This window comes from Catenuloplanes sp. NPDC051500 (assembly GCF_044454585.1).
Taxonomy (GTDB): Bacteria; Actinomycetota; Actinomycetes; order Mycobacteriales; family Micromonosporaceae; genus Catenuloplanes.
Genome location: NZ_JBITDX010000029.1, coordinates 50,005 through 67,562, shown reverse-complemented (window position 1 = coordinate 67,562; position 17,558 = coordinate 50,005). Strand labels below are relative to the sequence as shown.

General features: G+C 71.4%; 17 protein-coding genes. 10 read left to right on the top strand and 7 right to left on the bottom strand.

Annotated elements, in window-relative coordinates; all coding sequences use genetic code 11:
• Window positions 1-18: 18 nt before the first annotated feature.
• From ACIA8K_RS36725 to ACIA8K_RS36715, 3 genes are all read left to right on the top strand, one after another.
• Entirely contained in the window at window positions 19-612 is a 594-nt protein-coding gene (locus ACIA8K_RS36725; RefSeq protein ID WP_396067956.1) for a hypothetical protein, read from the top strand.
• 258 nt (window positions 613-870) lie between these two features.
• Window positions 871-1,926, top strand: a complete 1,056-nt coding sequence (locus ACIA8K_RS36720) for a family 43 glycosylhydrolase (protein WP_396067954.1) — start codon at window positions 871-873, stop codon at window positions 1,924-1,926.
• An 87-nt stretch (window positions 1,927-2,013) separates the two neighbouring features.
• Window positions 2,014-2,601, top strand: a complete 588-nt coding sequence (locus tag ACIA8K_RS36715) for a GNAT family N-acetyltransferase (protein WP_396067952.1) — start codon at window positions 2,014-2,016, stop codon at window positions 2,599-2,601.
• Between the two features lie 26 nt (window positions 2,602-2,627).
• On the opposite strand, the gene ACIA8K_RS36710 is transcribed toward ACIA8K_RS36715, so the two are convergent.
• The 3 genes from ACIA8K_RS36710 to ACIA8K_RS36700 all read right to left on the bottom strand — a co-directional run bounded on the left by ACIA8K_RS36710 (window position 2,628) and on the right by ACIA8K_RS36700 (window position 5,311).
• On the bottom strand, window positions 2,628-3,719 hold the full coding sequence (locus ACIA8K_RS36710) for a Gfo/Idh/MocA family protein (protein ID WP_396067950.1): 1,092 nt from the start codon (window positions 3,717-3,719) through the stop codon (window positions 2,628-2,630).
• Complete coding sequence (locus ACIA8K_RS36705) at window positions 3,689-4,384, bottom strand: ThuA domain-containing protein (RefSeq protein ID WP_396067948.1); 696 nt, start codon at window positions 4,382-4,384, stop codon at window positions 3,689-3,691. The genes ACIA8K_RS36710 and ACIA8K_RS36705 overlap by 31 nt, the downstream gene beginning before the upstream one ends.
• A gap of 132 nt (window positions 4,385-4,516) precedes the next feature.
• Window positions 4,517-5,311, bottom strand: coding sequence for an alpha/beta fold hydrolase (locus ACIA8K_RS36700; protein WP_396067946.1), 795 nt, complete (start codon window positions 5,309-5,311; stop codon window positions 4,517-4,519).
• A gap of 67 nt (window positions 5,312-5,378) precedes the next feature.
• Between ACIA8K_RS36700 and ACIA8K_RS36695 the strand changes: the two genes are divergently transcribed.
• Window positions 5,379-6,332, top strand: a complete 954-nt coding sequence (locus ACIA8K_RS36695) for a sigma-70 family RNA polymerase sigma factor (RefSeq protein WP_396067944.1) — start codon at window positions 5,379-5,381, stop codon at window positions 6,330-6,332.
• Window positions 6,333-6,418: 86 nt separating this feature from the next.
• Here ACIA8K_RS36695 and ACIA8K_RS36690 read toward each other — a convergent pair whose 3' ends face one another.
• Genes ACIA8K_RS36690 through ACIA8K_RS36680 form a run of 3 tightly spaced genes read right to left on the bottom strand, consistent with a single transcriptional unit; the run spans window position 6,419 to window position 8,511 of the window.
• On the bottom strand, window positions 6,419-6,790 hold the full coding sequence (locus tag ACIA8K_RS36690; protein ID WP_396067942.1) for a hypothetical protein: 372 nt from the start codon (window positions 6,788-6,790) through the stop codon (window positions 6,419-6,421).
• Window positions 6,791-7,999, bottom strand: a complete 1,209-nt coding sequence (locus tag ACIA8K_RS36685) for a hypothetical protein (RefSeq protein ID WP_396067940.1) — start codon at window positions 7,997-7,999, stop codon at window positions 6,791-6,793.
• Window positions 7,996-8,511, bottom strand: a complete 516-nt coding sequence (locus ACIA8K_RS36680; protein WP_396067938.1) for a SigE family RNA polymerase sigma factor — start codon at window positions 8,509-8,511, stop codon at window positions 7,996-7,998. Before ACIA8K_RS36680 ends, ACIA8K_RS36685 begins: the two co-directional genes overlap by 4 nt.
• A gap of 141 nt (window positions 8,512-8,652) precedes the next feature.
• Here ACIA8K_RS36680 and ACIA8K_RS36675 point away from each other — a divergent pair, with 141 nt between their 5' ends.
• The gene (locus ACIA8K_RS36675) at window positions 8,653-10,236 is read left to right on the top strand and encodes a hypothetical protein (protein ID WP_396067936.1); all 1,584 of its coding nucleotides are present in this window, start codon (window positions 8,653-8,655) and stop codon (window positions 10,234-10,236) included.
• Window positions 10,237-10,240: 4 nt separating this feature from the next.
• Here ACIA8K_RS36675 and ACIA8K_RS36670 read toward each other — a convergent pair whose 3' ends face one another.
• On the bottom strand, window positions 10,241-11,422 hold the full coding sequence (locus ACIA8K_RS36670) for a DUF1996 domain-containing protein (protein ID WP_396067934.1): 1,182 nt from the start codon (window positions 11,420-11,422) through the stop codon (window positions 10,241-10,243).
• A 561-nt stretch (window positions 11,423-11,983) separates the two neighbouring features.
• On the opposite strand from ACIA8K_RS36670, the gene ACIA8K_RS36665 reads away from it, so the two are divergent.
• The 5 genes from ACIA8K_RS36665 (at window position 11,984) to ACIA8K_RS36645 (ending at window position 17,436) form a co-directional block, all read left to right on the top strand.
• Complete coding sequence (locus ACIA8K_RS36665) at window positions 11,984-14,323, top strand: nitrate- and nitrite sensing domain-containing protein (protein WP_396067932.1); 2,340 nt, start codon at window positions 11,984-11,986, stop codon at window positions 14,321-14,323.
• A complete protein-coding gene (locus ACIA8K_RS36660) occupies window positions 14,323-14,727 on the top strand; it encodes a roadblock/LC7 domain-containing protein (protein ID WP_396067930.1) in 405 nt (134 codons plus the stop codon). The genes ACIA8K_RS36665 and ACIA8K_RS36660 overlap by 1 nt, the downstream gene beginning before the upstream one ends.
• On the top strand, window positions 14,727-15,092 hold the full coding sequence (locus tag ACIA8K_RS36655) for a DUF742 domain-containing protein (protein WP_396067928.1): 366 nt from the start codon (window positions 14,727-14,729) through the stop codon (window positions 15,090-15,092). Before ACIA8K_RS36660 ends, ACIA8K_RS36655 begins: the two co-directional genes overlap by 1 nt.
• Before the next feature lie 19 nt (window positions 15,093-15,111).
• Window positions 15,112-15,672, top strand: a complete 561-nt coding sequence (locus ACIA8K_RS36650) for a GTP-binding protein (RefSeq protein ID WP_396067926.1) — start codon at window positions 15,112-15,114, stop codon at window positions 15,670-15,672.
• Between the two features lie 150 nt (window positions 15,673-15,822).
• Complete coding sequence (locus tag ACIA8K_RS36645; RefSeq protein ID WP_396067924.1) at window positions 15,823-17,436, top strand: ricin-type beta-trefoil lectin domain protein; 1,614 nt, start codon at window positions 15,823-15,825, stop codon at window positions 17,434-17,436.
• Window positions 17,437-17,558: the final 122 nt, after the last annotated feature.

Genomic DNA, 17,558 nt, shown 5'->3' with positions numbered 1-17,558 from the left:
CTGGGAGAGGCTAGGCCAATGCGGTGGAGATTCGACGGGTGGATCGCAGGGCTGGGGACCGCTGAGGGGACCCGGATCGTGGTCGGGCACTGGCCGCGGTCGCCGCTCGGCGCGTTCTCGGACGTGATGGTGGAGCGGGCTGACGGGCATCGGGTGCTGCTGGCCCCGAGCGACGAGGTCGCGGCGTTCGTCGGGGACACCTACCTGTTCGACGAGGCCCGGGTCGTGCCTGTGATGATCGGGACCGGCGGCCGGTGGCAGGTCGACGCGGGTCCGCTGCGGATGAGCTTCACGACCGGCCCGCGCGGTCCGATCGGCCTGCTGCTGCGGGCGGTGCCGCCACCGCTGGCCCGCACACCGGCCTGGATCTCGCTTATCGACCGTCCGGCGCGGCTGGTGATGCCTGGAGTGCGCACGCGCGGCTCGGCGGGCAACGGGCGGCGGGAGTGGTACGGCGCGCAGGACCTCCGGCCGATCACTGAGGTCAGTGCCGCCTGGGACGGCACTGACCTGGGGCCGCTGAGCAGGGTGACGCCGCCGGTCCGGTTCGGCTTCGGCTCGGTGCCGCCGCTTCCGGCGCTGGTCCGGGTGACGACGACTGTGGCTGTATGACCCCGCCGCCGATCAGCACGACTCACGTCCGCGCCCCCGGGACCGCCCGAGGAACGTGTAGTTCTGGAAGACGTGCCTGAGTTCATGGGCCGGTCCCCAGGAGCCGGGCTCGTGTCGTCGGTCGAGCCGCCGGTCGCCCAGGCGTCAAGCGGGGTGCGGGTTCAGGTGTTGAATCGACAGGGATGAATGCTACGGTGGCCTCGAAAACGATTTCGATATTTTCGAGATCGACGTCGTCAAGTGATCCCCGGAGCTGCCATGCCCGCCACCCGGAAGCTGCTCGCCGTCCTGGCCACCGCGCTGATCGCCGTCACCATGGGTGCGACGGCAGCCGCCGCCAAACCTGCCGCACCCGCCCCCACCTTCACCAACCCGCTCAAGGCCCAGGGTCCAGACCCCTGGCTCACCTACTACAGCGGCTACTACTACCTGGCCACCACGACCTGGAACAACACGATCACCATGCGGAAGTCGCGTACCCTCGGCGGCCTCAAGACCGCGGCCGACACGCTGCTGTTCACGCTGAGCCGGCCGAACGGCGCCGGAACCATGTGGGCGCCCGAGTTCTTCCTGCTCAACGGCCCGAACGGGCCCCGGTGGTACTTCTACTACACGGCCGGCCGGGAGCCCTACAACCTCGGCACCCAGCGCATCCACGTGCTGGAGAGTGCGGGCCTCGACCCGATGGGGCCGTACACGTTCAAGGCGGACCTGCTCGACCCGCAGCAGGACACCACCTGGGAGCTCGACCCGAGCATCCTGCAGCTCAACGGCAACCTCTACCTGCTCGGCACGTTCTACAACGGCTCGCAGCCGATGTTCATCCGCCCGCTCAGCAACCCGTGGACCGCGAACGGCACGCGCAGGACGCTCAGCACGCCCACCTACGGCTGGGAGACGGTCGGCGGCGCGGTCAACGAGGGCGCCGAGGTGCTGCAGCGCAACGGGAAGACGTTCATCGTCTACTCCGCAAGCCACTGCTCCACGCCCGACTACAAGCTCGGCATGCTCACCTACAACGGCGGCGACCCGCTGCTCTCCTCGTCCTGGACCAAGTCACCGGCGCCGGTCTTCCAGCGCAACAACGCGGCAGGCGTCTACGGCCCCGGCCACAACGGCTTCTTCAAGAGCCCGGACGGCACCGAGGACTGGATCGTCTACCACGCCAACTCCTCGGCCTCCGGCGGCTGCGAACTGAACCGCTCCACCCGCGCCCAGAAATTCACCTGGAACGCCAACGGCACCCCGAACTTCGGCGTCCCGGTCGGCGCGGGCGTCGCCATCGCCTCACCGTCCGGCGAACCGGCCTCATAAAAATCAAGATCAAATTCGCGCCACGGTACGCCGTACCCGCCCGATAATCCGGTGCATGCCGACGACGGGGTGGCAGGATCACAGTCGATGCCTACCGAACTGCGCCCACGCTACCCCGTCCGCACCGAGCGGCTGCTGCTCCGGCCGCTCACCATGGCCGACGTCGACGCGCTCGTCGCGTACCGCAGCATTCCCGACCTCTGCCGTTACGTCCCGTTCGCGCCGCAGAGCCGGGAGGACGTCATCGCCCGGATCGGCGGCGTCTTCGCGAACCACGAGATGACCGCGGAGGGCCAGAACCTCACGCTCGGCGTCGAGGTGGCCGCGACCGGCGAGCTGATCGGCGACGTGATCCTGATGTACCACAGCCACCTGCACGCGGGCGGCGAGGTCGGCTGGATCCTCAACCCCCAGTACGGCGGCCACGGGTACGCCACCGAGGCCGCCCGCGAGATGCTCCGGCTCGGCTTCGAGCAGCTCGGCCTGCGCCGGATCGTCGCCCGGATCGACGAGCGCAACGTGGCCTCGGCCCAGCTGGCACGCCGCCTCGGCATGCGTCAGGAGGCGCGCCTGGTGGAGAACGAGTTCTTCAAGGGCGAGTGGACCACCGAGCTGGACTTCGCGATGCTGGCCAGCGAGTGGTTCACCTCGCACGCCACCGCGCCGCCGGCCTGAGTCCTCGCACCGGCGGCGTGGCGTGGTCAGCTCCGGCGCCATTCCTCCGCAGGGGTGAGCGGCACCGGTGACGGGCGGTCCACGGTCGTGGTCAGCTCAATACGGCGGCCGACCCCGGCGGACCGGAGCAGGCTTGTCATCGCCTCCAGCACGTGGAGTGCAAGCCCGCCGCCGGCCCGGCCCTCCGAGGTGATCAGGTCGAGCAGGCCGATGCCGCGGCTCGCGTCCGCATAACCGGCGGACGGCGGCAGCGCCTGCCACGCGTCGCCCTCGAGCGGGAACAGTCGCACGTCGCCTGCGAACTTGTTCGGATCCGGCACCACGAGCGTCCCGCTCTCGCCGTGCACCTCGATCGGGGCGGCGCTCGTGCGTACCCCGTCGAAGCTCGTGGTGATCGTCGAGAGCGCGCCGCCGGTGTGCTCCAGGACGCCGGAGACGTGCGTGTCCACCCCGACCGGGATGCGCTCGCCCGCCCGCGTGCCGGACCCGATCGTCCGCTCGCCGCGCAGCCGGGCGCCGACGCCTGTCACCGCCCGGATCGGCCCGAGCAGCTGGACCAGCGCGGACAGGTAGTACGGGCCCATGTCGAGCAACGGGCCGCCGCCGGGCGCGTAGTAGAAGTCCGGGTTCGGATGCCAGCGCTCGTGGCCGGGCGTCACCATCACGGCAAGTGCGGACAGCGGGCGGCCGATCACCCCGGCGTCGATCGCGGCCCGCGCGGTCTGGATGCCGGTGCCGAGCACGGTGTCCGGCGCGCAGCCGAGCGTGATCCCGCCCCGCGCCGCCCGCGCGACGACCTGCTCCGCCTCCTCGAACGTGGCGGCGAGCGGCTTCTCGCCGTACACCCCCTTGTTCCTCGCGATGGCGCGCAGCGCGATGTCCGCATGCGCGGCCGGGATGGTCAGGTTGAGCACGGTCTGCACGTCCGGGCTGTCCAGCAGCGCGTCCACGGACAGCGCGGCGGTGCCGGGCAGCTGGGCTGCGACCGCGTCGGCCCGCGCCGGGTCCAGGTCCGCGACCGCGGCGATCCTGACATCGGGGTGATCCGCGAGCGTTTCAAGGTAGGCGCCGGAGATGACGCCGAGCCCTACGATGCCGATGCCGTGCGGGTCGCCCACGTCATGCCCCTCTCGATGATCGTCCGCACGCTCGGGTGCTCGAGCACGTCCAGGCTGTGGCCGGGCGTCGACACCACGATCCGGCCCTCGCCCCACTGCCGCGTCCAGACGGCCGGTGAGGTGATCGGCCGGTGCCACGGGTGCCACGGCGGCGCCGGGTGCGTGGTGGTGGCAAGCACGTCGCTGAGGTCGTCGTGCAGCACCCAGTACTGCTCCGTGGTCAGCGCGAAGTCGTCGAGCCCGCGGGTGATCGGGTGGTCGCGGTCGACGATCTCGATGGTGTGCGGCAGGAAGTTGTCCTCCGGGCCGCCGGCGCACGCGCCCGGTTCCTTGCTCGGGTGCGTGGCGAACTGGCCGCCGACCAGCTGCAGGTAGTCGGCGGAGGCACGGAACGAGTCCGCGATGCCGCCGTGCCAGCCGGTGAAACCGGTTCCGGCCGCGACCGCCGTGCGTAGGCCTCTGACCTCCTCGGGGCGGATCTCGGACATGGTCACGCACTGCACGATCAGATCGGTACGCGCCATCTCGTCCGCGTCCGCATAGACGCCGGTCTCCTCGCTGATGCGCACCTCATAGCCCTCGGCCTTCAGGAACGGCAGGAACAGCTCGGTCGCCTCGACCGGCCGATGTCCCTCCCAACCGCCACGTACCACCAGTGCCCGCATGGTCACCGACGCTAGGCGCGGCCCGGTGGCACGTCAATGATCGGACCGGCGCGCTGATCGTGGAGACGCCCGGCCACCCGCCCTGAGGCACGCGGGTGAGGACCCGGTGCGGCCCTCACCCGTACCGTGCGATCAGGCGGTGATCTTCCGGAAGGTGGCGGCGAACGCCTCGGGCGCCTCGGCGAAACCCACGTGGCCGCCGGGGAAGATCGCCGGTGCGGAGCCGAGGCCGGCGGCGAGCGCACGGGAGGTGCGGTCGCAGAACTGGCCGGCCGAGTCCTCCCCGATGCCGACCAGCACCCGGGCCGGGCCGGTGCGCAGGCGCGCGTAGTCCGGGACGAAGCCGACTGTCGACCTGTACATCCGGCGGTACTGGTAGGCCTCGTCCGCCAGTTCCTGCGGGGTCGGATCGCCGCCGGCCATCATCTCGAACACCTCCTCCGGCAGGTCAAGGCCGGCGATCTCGCAGAAGATGCGGAACGTGGCCCGGCGGTCGCCGGTCTCGAAGACGGCAAGCATCTCCTCGGTACGCGCCCGCAGTGCGTCCCGGTCCGGCAGCAGCTCAAGCAGCGGCGGCTCGTGCGGGATGACAAGCTCGGCCGCGTCCGGGTGGTTCTCGGCAAGCGCCAGCACGCTCACCGCGCCGCCGCTCGACCCGAGCACCACCGCGGCCGGCCCGCCGGCGTGCGCGATCAGCGCGGCCAGGTCACTCGCGCGCAGCGCGGCGGTGGCGTCGGCCGCCGGGTCCACGACCGTGCTGCGGTTGATGCCCCGCGGATCGGTGGTCAGCACCGTGTGGTCGGCGGCGAGCAGCTCGGCCAGCGGCGCGAACGGGTTCGCGTCCATCGGCGCGCCGACGAGCACGACGAGCGGGCCGCTGCCGCGCACCTCGTAGTACAGCGTGGCGTCGGAAACGGAAAGGTGCATGAGTTCTCCCAGGTCGGACGGTTCGTCTGGAAGTAGAGACCGGGATCCTCCGGCAGAATCGTCGGTCGTGCAGGAAAAAGAGCAGGAATTCACCGCCCAGGTGGCGCCGCTGCGCCGGGAGCTGCTTGCGCACTGTTACCGGATGCTCGGTTCGGTGCACGATGCGGAGGACGCGCTGCAGGACGCGTTGCTGCGGGCCTGGCGCGGGCTTGCGGGTTTCGAGGGGCGCAGCTCGCTCCGGTCGTGGCTCTACACGGTGGCCACCCGGACCTGCCTGGACGCGGCCGAGGCACGGTCCCGGCGGGCGCTGCCGATGGACCTCGGGCCGGCCGCTACGTACCCGATGACCGACGACCGGCCCCGTGCCGATGTGGCCTGGCTCGGGCCGTTCCCAAGCCACACCGAGGCGGGGTACGAGCAGCGTGAGGCGGTCGAGCTGGCGTTCGTGGCCGCGCTGCAGCATCTGCCGGGCAACCAGCGTGCCGCGCTCATCCTCTTCGACGTGCTCGACTTCTCGGCGGCCGAGATCGCGGAGATGATGGCGACGTCCGTGACCTCGGTGAACTCGGCGCTCTCCCGGGCGCGCGGCACGCTTGCGACGCGGGTGCCCGCGGTCAGCCAGCAGCGGACCGCGCGCCTGGCCGGAGACGCGCGGCTGCGGGAGACGGTGGCCGCGTTCTCGACAGCGCTTGAGCGGGGCGACGCGGACCTGCTGGTGTCCCGGCTGACGGACGACGTGACCTGGTCGATGCCGCCGCTGCCGCATTGGTACGAGGGCCTCGCCGCGGTGACCGGATTCGCCGTGGCGGTGCCGCTGAGCAGCTGCGGGGAGTGGCGTCACTCAGATCCGCTGGACGCGAACGGGCAGCCGGCCGTCGCCTCCTACCGGCAGGGCGAGCCGTGGTCGATCAACGTGTTTACCATGCGCGACGACCGCATCTGCGCGATCACCTCGTTCATCGGCGCGGAGCACTTCACCGCGTTCGGCCTGCCGGCCTCGTGGAGGCCGCGGGCATTGTGAGGGCCGCCGGCATTGTGAGGGCCGCGGGCATTGTGAGAGCTGCCGGCCTTGTGAGGGCTGCCGGTCGATCTGGGCCGGTGCGGTGCTCAGGCGGCTCCGGCGCCGTCGCGTCGTTCTTCGTGCCGGCCCGGTTCGGCGGCGAGCAGCCGGCCGGCATGGAGGCGACGGACGGCCCGCGCGACCGGCCGTCGTTCAATGAAGGCGACGCGGCGTTCGCGCCGGACCACCCGGCGGTCGGCCTCACGCTCCAGCCTGAGATCGCCGGCCGGGCCGGGGTCACGCTTACCGGCGGCACGGTCACCCGCACGCCGTTCTGGCGGCCGGAGCGCGGCGGCGGGCGTGGTGCCGGCCGCCGCGTTCTGCTCCCGGGACAGGCTGGTCAGCAGCGAGCTGTCCGCCCGGCCCTCCAGGAACGCCGCCTGCAGCGCCGCGACCGCCCGCGGATCATGGGTATCCATCTAGCAACTCCAGGTGACGGCACGGTAGGTCCCGTCCGTCGTCTCGATGTTTCCGAAGACGGTGTGGCCGTCCTCGGTGATGCCGCTGATGTGGGTGGCCGTGGCGCCGTCGATCCCCTCGAGCGGCCGGACCTCGTCGCCGAGCAGCACATACGCCCCCTGGCCGTAGTCGTTGCCGTCGCTCTGTGCTGCCAGGCCGGCGACCGCCCCGTTCGCGGTCACCGCCACCGGGGCCGCGAGCTGGCCGGGCAGCGTCTCGTAGCGGTCGGCCGCGATGTCGTACCGGAAGCCGAGGCCGGTGCTCTCCCGGCCGACCACCCAGCCGTCGCCCGCCGCCACCGGCCGGATCTGTTCGACGCCCTCCGATGCGTGTGACACCACACGCCTCGCACCGCCCGGCAGCCACAGGACCATGGCCGCCCGGTTGTCGAGGTCGCTGCTTACCGCGCCGACCACTGTGCCGTCGTTGCCGATGCCGACCACGACGGCCCGGTCGAAGCCGTCCGGCATCGGCAGGTCGGCCGGGGACGCGGCCGGGCCGTCCCACACGACCGGCCGCGCGCCGTTGTCGAGCGTGCCGCCCAGTCGCCCGGAGTCGTTGATCGCGGTCGCCGTGCCCGCGCCGCCGGGCAGTGGGGTCGAGACGCCGTTGACAAGCGCCCAGGGCCGGGTCTGATCGCCCTCCGACGTCATGGCCGCCTCTCCGGCGGTGTTGATCGCGGTGACGACCGCGTACTGGTCCGGCACTGTCACGTTCCCGGCCGGCACGCCGTCACGGAAGATCGACGGCGGCAGATCCCCTGTGGAGTACGCCCGCCCGGTGACGGACCACCGGCCGGAGCGGTCCGTGCGGTAGAGCTGCGCGTCCCGCACCGGGAAGTCGCTGACCGCGCATCCCGTCCCCTCGGGCGCGATCGGCGCGCCGCTCGGCGGGAACAGGCCGGCGTTCCAGCCGGTCGTCGCGGATCCGGACGCCATCGGCTCGGCCGCCGGCTCCCGGTTGCCCAGCGGCAGCATCACCACCCCGCCCGCGATGGTCAGGCCGAGCACGGCGGCGTACGCCGCGCTGGTCACGGCCTGGTGTCGCCGGCGCAGCTGCGCCCCACGCCGCATCGTCTCGGCCACGTCGATGCGCGGATCGGTCTCCGGCTCGCCGGCCAGCGGCCGTAGCAGCCGCCGGACCTCGGCCTCGTTCACGATCTTCGTCACAGCGACACCTCCAGGGCCAGGCCGGGCGACCGCTCGCTGAGGACCTTGCGCATCGCGGTCAGGGCGTGTGATGTCTGCGACTTGACCGTGCCCTCGGTGACGCCGAGATAGACCGCGACGTCGGCGACGCTCTGGTCGCAGAGGAAGCGCAGCACCAGCACGGCCTGCTGGCTGGGGGTGAGACGGCTGAGCGCGGCACGGAGCACTTCACGTTCCTCAGGACTGTGGGCGGGAGTGGGCTGCTCGGGGGTGGCGTCGCCGAAGAGCCGGACCTTCCACCAGCCGCGGCGGCGTTCGTTGAGGAAGGTGCGGACCAGGACGCGGTACACGTAGGCGTCGAGGTTGTCCGCCTTCGACACCCGGTGCCACTTGGCGTAGACCGTGGTGAGCGTGTCCTGGACCAGGTCGTCGGCCTGGTGGCCGTCGCCGGTGAGCAGGTAGGCCCACCGGTGCAGCGCGGTCATCCGGCCGTTGACGAACGCGAGGTAGTCGGCGTCCGTAGCGTCGCTCATGCCCGCTCCTGTCGACATGTCACGAACACCTGACACGGATCCGGGCCGCCGGGTTGTAGGTGGGCACAGAAAATTTTCAGCCTGCGCGCACGCCTCGCTCGTGATCTAGCCCATCAGCGGGTCCGCTACGATTCCCCGATCGTGCGCATAGTGGCTCTTCTCGTCGTCATCCTCGGCTCAGCCGCCCGGGTGGTCCGCTGGTTCTCCGATCGCCCGCTCTGGCTCGACGAGCAGATGATCGCGATCAACCTGCGGGACCGGGGCTTCGCCGGACTCGCCGCGGATCTGTCCCACGACCAGAGCGCGCCGATCGGCTGGCTGTGGGCACAACGCGCCGTCCTGCTCACCCTTGGTGACGGCGGCCGGATGCTGCGGCTGATCCCGCTGCTGTTCGGGATCGGCACGCTTGTCCTCGCCTACTACGCCGGACGCCGCCTGCTCGGCCCGGCCGGCACGCTCACGCTTGTCACGCTGCTTGCGGTGAACGGCTCGCTGATCCGCTACTCCACCGAGGTCAAGCAGTACTCGGCGGACGCGTTCACGGTCCTGCTGCTGCTCACGCTTGCGCTGCTGGGTACGCGCCGCGCCTGGGTCTGGTGGGTGGCCGCGGCCGCTGCCGGACTGTTCAGCACGGCGGCGATCATGGTGACGCCCGGCCTGGCGCTGGTCCTGCTCGTGGTCTCGATCCGGTCCGCGGGGTGGGCCGGGGCGCTCCGGCAGCACGCGGCGGGCGTGCTGCTGTGGGTGGCGGCGCTCGTGGCCCACTACCTGCTGGCGTTGAGGTACGCGCTTGGCGACGACACGCTTGCGGCGCTCAACGCGCGGCTCGGGTTTCCGCCGGCCGGGCTGCGCGGGACCGCGATGTGGCTGATCGAGCGTCCGGTGACGCTTGCGGGGGACCCCATCGGCGTACCCCCGGTGCTTGCGGTGGTGATCTGGATCGTGGCTTTGGCCGGAGTGGTGGCGGTGACGTTCCTGCCCCGCGGCGACTCCACCGGGCCCGGCTGGATGTCCGGGCCGCGCTGGGTGCGGGGACTGCTGCTGGCCGCGCCGGTGGTGACCGCGTTCGCCGCCGCAGTGGCCCACGCGGTGCCGCTCTACGGCCGGTTCGCCGTGCAGTTGCTGCCACCGCTCTTCATCGCGGTCGGGATCGCCGCCGATCTGGTGGCCGGCACGCTTGCCGCCGCGAGGCGTGAGCCGGGCCGACGCCCCGCCCGCACCGTCGCCGCCGCGGCCGGCGCGCTCGGGTTCGTGGCGCTTGCCGTGCTCGGCGTCGCGCCCGCCGCGGCCACGGCGGCCGAGCCCGCGCCCTACACGAACGGGTTCGACGACCGTGCCGCGGTGGAGGCGATCGTCGCCGCCCACCGGCCCGGGGACCTGGTGCTTGCGAACCCGTCCGCCTGGCCGGCCGTCAAGTGGTACTCCGGCGGAGCGCCAGGCCCGGTCGGCGTGCTGGAGAGCAACTGCCGGCACAATCCGATCCAGGACGCGGCGCGCGGCTACACCCGGCTGCTCGTCTACGCCGGGATGCAGGCCGGCGGCACCGGCGCGGAGAAGCGGATCGCCGACGGGCTGGCCACGCTCGGCACGGTCGCCGGCCCGGAGCGGTTCCGGGCGGGCGCGGTCTACACGGTCACGCTCGCGCCGGACATCGCGCTGTCCCGGACGCCTGTCATCGGCAAGGCGTCCGGGGACGACTGTCTGACCGTCTCCGCCGCGCGGTGAGCGCTTACTTCAGGTAGCCGTAGTTGTCGCAGGTACGGCGCTGGAGCACGCAGTTCTTGGTGCGCTTGTTCATGACCTCGGTGTCCCACATGATGAAGGCGTCGCCGTGCATGGAGGAGCTGCTTGCGCCCTCCTTGTCCGAGGCCAGGTAGTAGCCGGCAGTGCTGCCCTGCACGCCGTACTGCATGTCGAACGTGAGGGCCGGGATCTTCACCGGGTGGCTGGCCGGGCAGGCGTTGTTCCAGCCGTTGGCGACGTGGTCCTTGTGGTTCGGGCTGTCCAGGTTCTTGCCGTCCCAGCAGTCCGGGAACGACAGGATGTAGTGCAGGTAGGCCTGCTTCTCGCAGATCGGCCAGTTGCCGTTGCTGCTGCGCGCGATGCCGTCGGCGTCGTGACCGGCCTCCCAGTAGGCGCAGTAGAACTGGCCGGTGGCACCGCGCGGCGTCGGCGCCTTCTTCTTGGCGTCACCGGCGATCATGCGCAGGCCGTTCGGCATCGGCAGCTGGCCGGCCGAGCTGTTCATCGCGGAGCGGTAGTAGACGCGGAACCCGGTCGGCTCCGCGGCCTTGCCGGTGCCGGCGTCGTAGAGCGTGGGCACCCAGTAGGACGAGTGGTCCTGCTTCGGCTCGCAGGTGGTCGCGGTGAACTTGACCAGGTCCTCCGCGACTGTCTGCGCATCCGTGCCCTTGTTGCCCACGAACGTGTGCATGTGCGACGCGCCGGGGAGGCCTGGCGCCACGATCGGGTCGTCCGGAAGCGAGTGGCTGTAGGTGCAGTCGGCCCGGAACTCCGGCAGGTTGCCCACGCTTGCCGGCGCCGGGTCGAAGGACAGCGCGTTGTACGCGTTGACCTGCGCCTTCCAGACCGCCTGGTCGACCGGGATCCAGCCGGTCTTCGGCACGGCCGGGGCAGCGGCGGCGGCAGCGGGCGGGGCGGACGCGGCGGCAGACGGCGACGCGGAGGCGGATGCGGACGCGGACGGCGCGGCGGACGAGGAGGGACTGCCGGAAGCGCCGCCCGACGCGACGGTGGCCGCGGAGGCGACGGCCGCGGGATCTGCGGGCGGGGCGGAGGACGACGACGCCGAGGCCAGCGAGACCGCGCCGGCGGCCACCGCGATCAGCACCACCGCGACGCCGGCGCCGGTGGCGACGAGGCCTCGCCGGTCCCGGGCCAAGCGGCTCAACGGGCCTGCTGAAGGCTCACGGAACGGGGTGTTCGACGCCACGGGTCACTCCCTGTGCGGACGGGTCAGGCCGCGGAGATGGTAGGCGCACGGCGCCCGTACCGGATAGGTCTTTAGACCCAGACCGGACGAGCGGAACGCCCCGGCCGACGCGGGCTGACACAGTGCGTGATCGTCCCGTACCCCCGCGGCTCTTCGAGGGCACGACGGACCTGATCGCGGACGGTCCGGAACGGGCGGCGACCCCCTAATCCCCCTAATCGACTATCCTGTGTGGACGAGGTGTTTTGGGGGCTCAGGATCGTCCACTCTGGGTGGTGCAAACCGGACGGGGACGATAGGGTCTGCGAATCGCCCTCGCTGTCCAGCGCGCAGTGATCCTGTGCGACGGCACAGCCGCACGCCCGCCCACGGCATAGGATTCCAAGCATCGTGACGAAGCGACCCGATCCCCACGCCACGCAGGCAAAAGCCACACCGGCAAAAGCCCCGAAGGCAGCGGGCGGACGACAGCAGTCGATCAGCCGGCGGGTCATCCGACTCGTTCTCATCCCCAGCGTCGTGGCCCTGGTCCTGGCGCTGTCCGGCGCCGGCTACCTGGTCTTCAACGGCTATTACGGACGTGCGGTCGCGACAAGCGTCCAGCAGGTCTCCATCCCGGCCGCCACAGGTCTGGCGAACGTGCAGCGTGAGCGGCGTCTGAGCATCGACTACGTCGCTCGGGCGAACACAGGTGGGCCGGAGCTGCAGGAGCAGCGGGCGATCACCGACGCCGCACTCGCCGAGCTGCGCTCCTCCGCGGAGAGCGCGCTGGCCGCGGCGCCGCAGTCGATCCTCACCCGGTGGGACGACCTGGTCGCCCGCTTGGACCAGTTGCCGCAGCAGCGCAGTGCGATCGACTACAAGGCGACCACGCGCGACAAGGTCACCGAGTACTACAACGGCATCCTCGACTCGGCCACCGAACTCTTCGACGAGCAGGCCCGCGTGGTGCCGTCCAAGGACGGCGCGCTGGGCGGTGTCACCGCCACCGAGGCGTTCCGGGTCTCCGACATGATGGCCCGCGCCCAGTCCGTGATGGCCAGCGCGTACGCCGCCAAGTCGCTGAGCATGGAGGAGCACCGGGAGTTCGTCGGCCTGCTCGGTGCGTACCACGGTGAGCTGACCGAGGTGTCAAGCGAACTGGAGCCGGCCGCCCGGGAGCAGTACGACGCGTTGCTCAAGAGCGAGGCCTGGACCCGGCTCGTCACGGCGGAGAATGAGCTTGTCGCGGCCGGACCGTGGGGCACCACCCTGCCGCCCGGTCTCAAGGTCAGCCAGACCGCGTGGGAGTCCGCGAGCACGCCGGTCTTCGACGCGCTGCTGAACCTGTCGATCACCCAGGCCTCCGACGTCTCGGACCGCACACTCGCCACGAGCACCACCACGCTCTACACCGCGCTTGCCGTCAGCCTGGCCGCGCTCCTGGTCGCGATCGCCGCGATCGTCTGGGCCGTCCGCCAGTCGCGGATCCTCGTCGACCGCGCGCTCTCGGTCCGCCTGGAGCAGCTCGGTGCGGACGCGGCCACGATCGTCGACAAGCGGCTGCCGGACATGATGGAGCGGCTGCGCCGCCGCGAGAAGGTCGACACCCGCGTCGAGCTGGTCACCCGCGACTACGGCCAGGACGAGATCGGCCGCCTGGCGGACGTGCTCAACCGATCGCTTACCGCGGCCGTCGGTGCGGCAGTGGACGAGGCCGCCATCCGGGCCGCCGGCACCGCGATGCTGATGGGCGTCGCCCGGCGCCCGCAGCGCCCGTTGCAGCGCGGCCTGCGCACCATCGAGGAGCTGCAGAACAAGCTCGGCGACGAGGACGTGCTCGCGGAGCTGTTCGACGTCAACCACCAGCTCGCGCAGACCCGCCGCTTCCTGGAGAACCTGGTCATCCTGGCCGGTGGGCAGATCGGCCGCCGGTTCCACAAGCCGGTGCCGCTGCGCCGCGTGCTGCTCGGCGCGATCTCCGAGACCCAGAAGTACCGCCGCGTCACCCTGCGGAACACGCCGGACCTGGCGCTTGCCGCGGCCGCGGTGGCCGGCACCACGCACCTGCTGGCCGAGCTGCTCGACAACGCGCTGACGTTCTCGCCGCCGGAGTCCGAGGTCTTCATCAGCTGCGGCCAGGCCAGCCACGGCGTGGTCATCGAGATCGAGGACGCGGGCGTCGGCATGCCGCACGACGCGCTCCAGCGGGCGAACGCGCTGCTCGCCGACGCGCCCACGCCGGACGTGACAGCGTTGCGGGACGGCGCGCAGGTCGGCCTCTGGGTCGTCGCGGAGCTGGCCAAGCGCGGTGGCATCCAGGTCTCGCTTCGTACCAGCGCGTACGGCGGCCTGATGGCGATCGTGCTGCTGCCCACCCGCCTGATCCTTACCGGGCCGGACGCGGCCTCAGCGACCACCGGGGGAGTCCGGGAGCGGAACACGCCGCCCGCGGCCGTGCCCCCGGCAGTGCCGCGCCGCGCGCCCGAGCCGCAGGCGACACCGGCCCCCGTGAGTACGGCCGCCCCGGTGGCCGTCGCGGAACCGCCGATGGGCGACGCGTACCCGACCGCCGAGATGCCGGCGCTCCGGGACGGGATCCCTGCCGTAGGAGGTCAGACGATCGCACCCACGCCGACGCCGCCCGCGCCCCGCAACCCGTCCCGCCCGACACTGCCGGTCCGCCGGCCGCAGGAACACCTCGCGCCGCAGTTGCGCGAGGAGGAGCCGGGGCCGGCGAAGGCCCCGCAGGCACCGGAGACCACCCGCTCGCCGGAGCAGGCCCGTTCCCGCCTCTCGCAGTACCAGCGGGGCTGGAAAGCCGGCCGCGCCGCCGACGACGCGGACGGACCACGTACCGACGGAGACAGGAAAGCCTGATGGACCCGACATCGCAGAACGATCTCACCTGGATGCTCGACGAGCTGGTGACGGTCCCCGACGTGCTTCACGCGGTGGTCCTGAGCGCGGACGGCCTGATCATCCAGAAGTCCACCGAGCTGCCGCAGGACGCCGCCGAGCTGCTCGCGGCCGGCTCGTCGTCGCTGCACAGCGTGGCGGCCGGGACCGGTCGGCGGTTCGAGAGCGGGCCGGTCGGGCAGGTGATCGTGGAGTACCAGGGGCACACGCTGTTCGTGGCGGCCGCCGGTGCGCACGCGCGGCTCGCGGTGCTGTGCGGCCAGGACGTGGACATGGGCACCGTGGCGTACGAGATGGGCCGCCTGGTGACCCGCATCGGCCAATACCTCGGAACGACGCTGCGAGTGCCCCAGGGAGCCGCTTAATGCCGGACGAGACCTGGTACGGAGACGACGGCGAGCCGGGGGGCCGGTTGGTTCCCCTCTACATGCTCGTCAACGGGCGCACCTCGCCCCGCAACACCAACCTGAACCTCGCGACCCAGGTGACCGCGCTGCCGGTGGACACCTCGGCGCTGGAGCCGGAGTACCGGGAGATCCTGTCCTGCTGCGGCGGCTGGATCTCCGTCGCCGAGCTCGCCGCCTACTGCAACACGCAGCTCACAGTGATGAAGCTGCTTGTGGACGTGCTGCTCGAGCGCGGCTTCCTCGCGCTCGGCGACCCGGCGGAGCGCACCGTGGCCGACTACCGGCTGCTTGAAACCATTCTCGATCGACTCCAGCGTCTCTAGGTAAGAAGGATTGACTTACGTGAACCGTAAATCGGTCAAGGTGGTGGTCGCGGGCGGGTTCGGCACCGGCAAGACCACGCTTGTCGGCTCGGTCAGCGAGATCGCGCCGCTGACCACCGAGGAGGTGCTCACCGCGCCGAGCGAAGGCATCGACGACCTGACCGGCATCGAGGACAAGACCAAGACCACTGTCGCGCTCGACTTCGGCCGGATCACCGTCAACGCCGACATCGTGCTCTACCTGTTCGGCACGCCCGGGCAGGACCGCTTCTGGTTCATCTGGGACGAGCTGGCGATCGGCGCGATCGGCGCGATCGTGCTCGTCGACACGCGCCGGCTGGATGCGAGCTTCCCGGCGATCGACTACTTCGAGCGGCGCGGCATCCCGTTCGTCGCGGCGGTGAACATGTTCTTCGGCGAGTGCCCGTACACCGAGACCGAGATCCGGGACGCGCTCAAGCTCAACGAGGTCGTGCCCATGGTCTGGTGCGACGCGCGTGACCGCCAGTCCAGCAAGCAGGCGCTGATCTCCCTGGTCAAGCACGCTATGACGCGCCTTCCGGCGGGCACGTCGGCGTAGGAGCGAGGGACGGGCCGCGCGCGGCTCAGGCACCCGCCTGGCTGCACGGCGCGAACAGCACCTTCACCGAAACCCTCGCCTCACGGTGAACCACCGCGGGCCGGTTTCCGTTGTCAGGTCGACTTCCGGCGCGTAGAAGGGTGTTGGACTGTGCCGAATATCAGCCTCCGATTGCCGAGCGGACTGTCGGGCGGCGGTAGCCGGGCCACCGCTGTCCTGGCCGCGGGCCTGGGCATCGCCGTCCTGACGGCCGCGGTCCTCGGCTGGGACATCGCTCGGGCGGACGACGACAAGATCACCGGTAAGGCGGTCTCAGACGTCCAGCTGTCCGCGATCCTCCAGGCGGCGCACTCCTGCCCGATGGCCAGCTCGGCCCGGCTTGCCGGTCAGCTGATGGCCGAGTCCGGCCTGGAGGCGGGGGCTACGGCCACGGTCTCCGGCGGGTCCGGCATCGCCGGCATAGACGACGAGGACTGGAAGAAGTGGGCGCCGTGGGAGAACGCGCCGCGGTTCGACATCACGGCCAGCACGCTCGCGCTCGCCCACCAGATGTGCAGCCTCAGCGGCCAGGTGCGGCAGGCCGGGCTGAGCGGTGACTCGTGGCGGCTGTCGCTCGCCGCGTACCGGCTGGGTCTGCCCGCGGTGACCGAGGCCGGCGGCGTGCCGGACGAGGCCCAGCTGTACGTAAGCGAGTCCGCAGGCTACGCCGCCTACTACGCGGACCTGCCGCAGTTCGGCGGCGCCGGCGTCACCGAGGCCGTGTCAGTGGTGGCCGGCCCGCGCGCCGAGGCGACACCGCTGCCGGACGACTACGTTCCTCTGGTCAACACGGCGGGCAAGGTGTGCCCCGAGGTGACGTCCGCCGCGGTCGCGGCGGAGCTGATGGCCGCGACCGGATTCCAGGACGGCCGGCTCGGCGTGGGCGGCCGGCTCGGTGTCGCGCAGTTCCGCACGGACATCTGGCAGAAGTACGCACCGGCCGGCGCGTCCGCCTGGGAGCCGGCTTCCGCGATCCCGGCCGTCGGCCAGGTGCTGTGCCGCCTCGCCGACGAGCTGGACGGGCTCGAGGGTGACCCGTACGCGCTGGCGCTTGCCGCGTTCCATGCCGGGCCGGACACGGTTCGCCGCGCCGGGGGCCTGCCGGACGTGGTGACCCGCGCGTTCCTGCAGAAGGTGACGGACTACACGGAGTACTACCGGCTCGACTCGCGACTGAACACGCCGCCGGTGGGGCCGTCGCCGTCCGCATCGGGCGCGACGCCGACGCCCGGCGCGAAGACGCCGACCCCGACCCCGTCCGCGAGCGCCGGTCCGTCCGCGAGCGCGCCCGGGAAGCCGTCGCCGTCGGCGAGCACCAGCCCGCCCGCGCCGGTCTCGCTGCCCGGACAGATGATCGTGCACAAGGGCACCGGCAAGTGCCTGGACGCCGGCGCCGGTACGGACGGCACCTACCTGACGCTCTCCGCCTGCGACCCGGTCTCGGCCATCTCGCAGCGCTGGGACCTGCGGTTCGGCGGCACGATCGTGTCCTACAAGTCAAATCTGTGCATGGACGTCGCGTGGTCGAAGGTCGCGGACAACACCCGGGTGCAGCTGTCGAACTGCCACTCGGGCGAGGCCCAGAACTGGCGCGTCGCGGACAACACGATCTACACGAACCTGGACGCCAACTACTGCTTGGACTGGAACAGCAAAGAGACCGGCAACCCGGTCGTCATCTGGTGGTGCGTCCACCACGACAAGCAGTCCTGGACCGTCAAGTAGTAACGCAGAGTGGTGGGGGGGGGGGGGGGGGCGGGGCCCCCCCCCCGCCCCCCCCCACTGGTCTAAGAAAAAGACCAAGAAGGGAATGAAGAGGAAAAGGGGAAAGCACTCCAGCAACACCA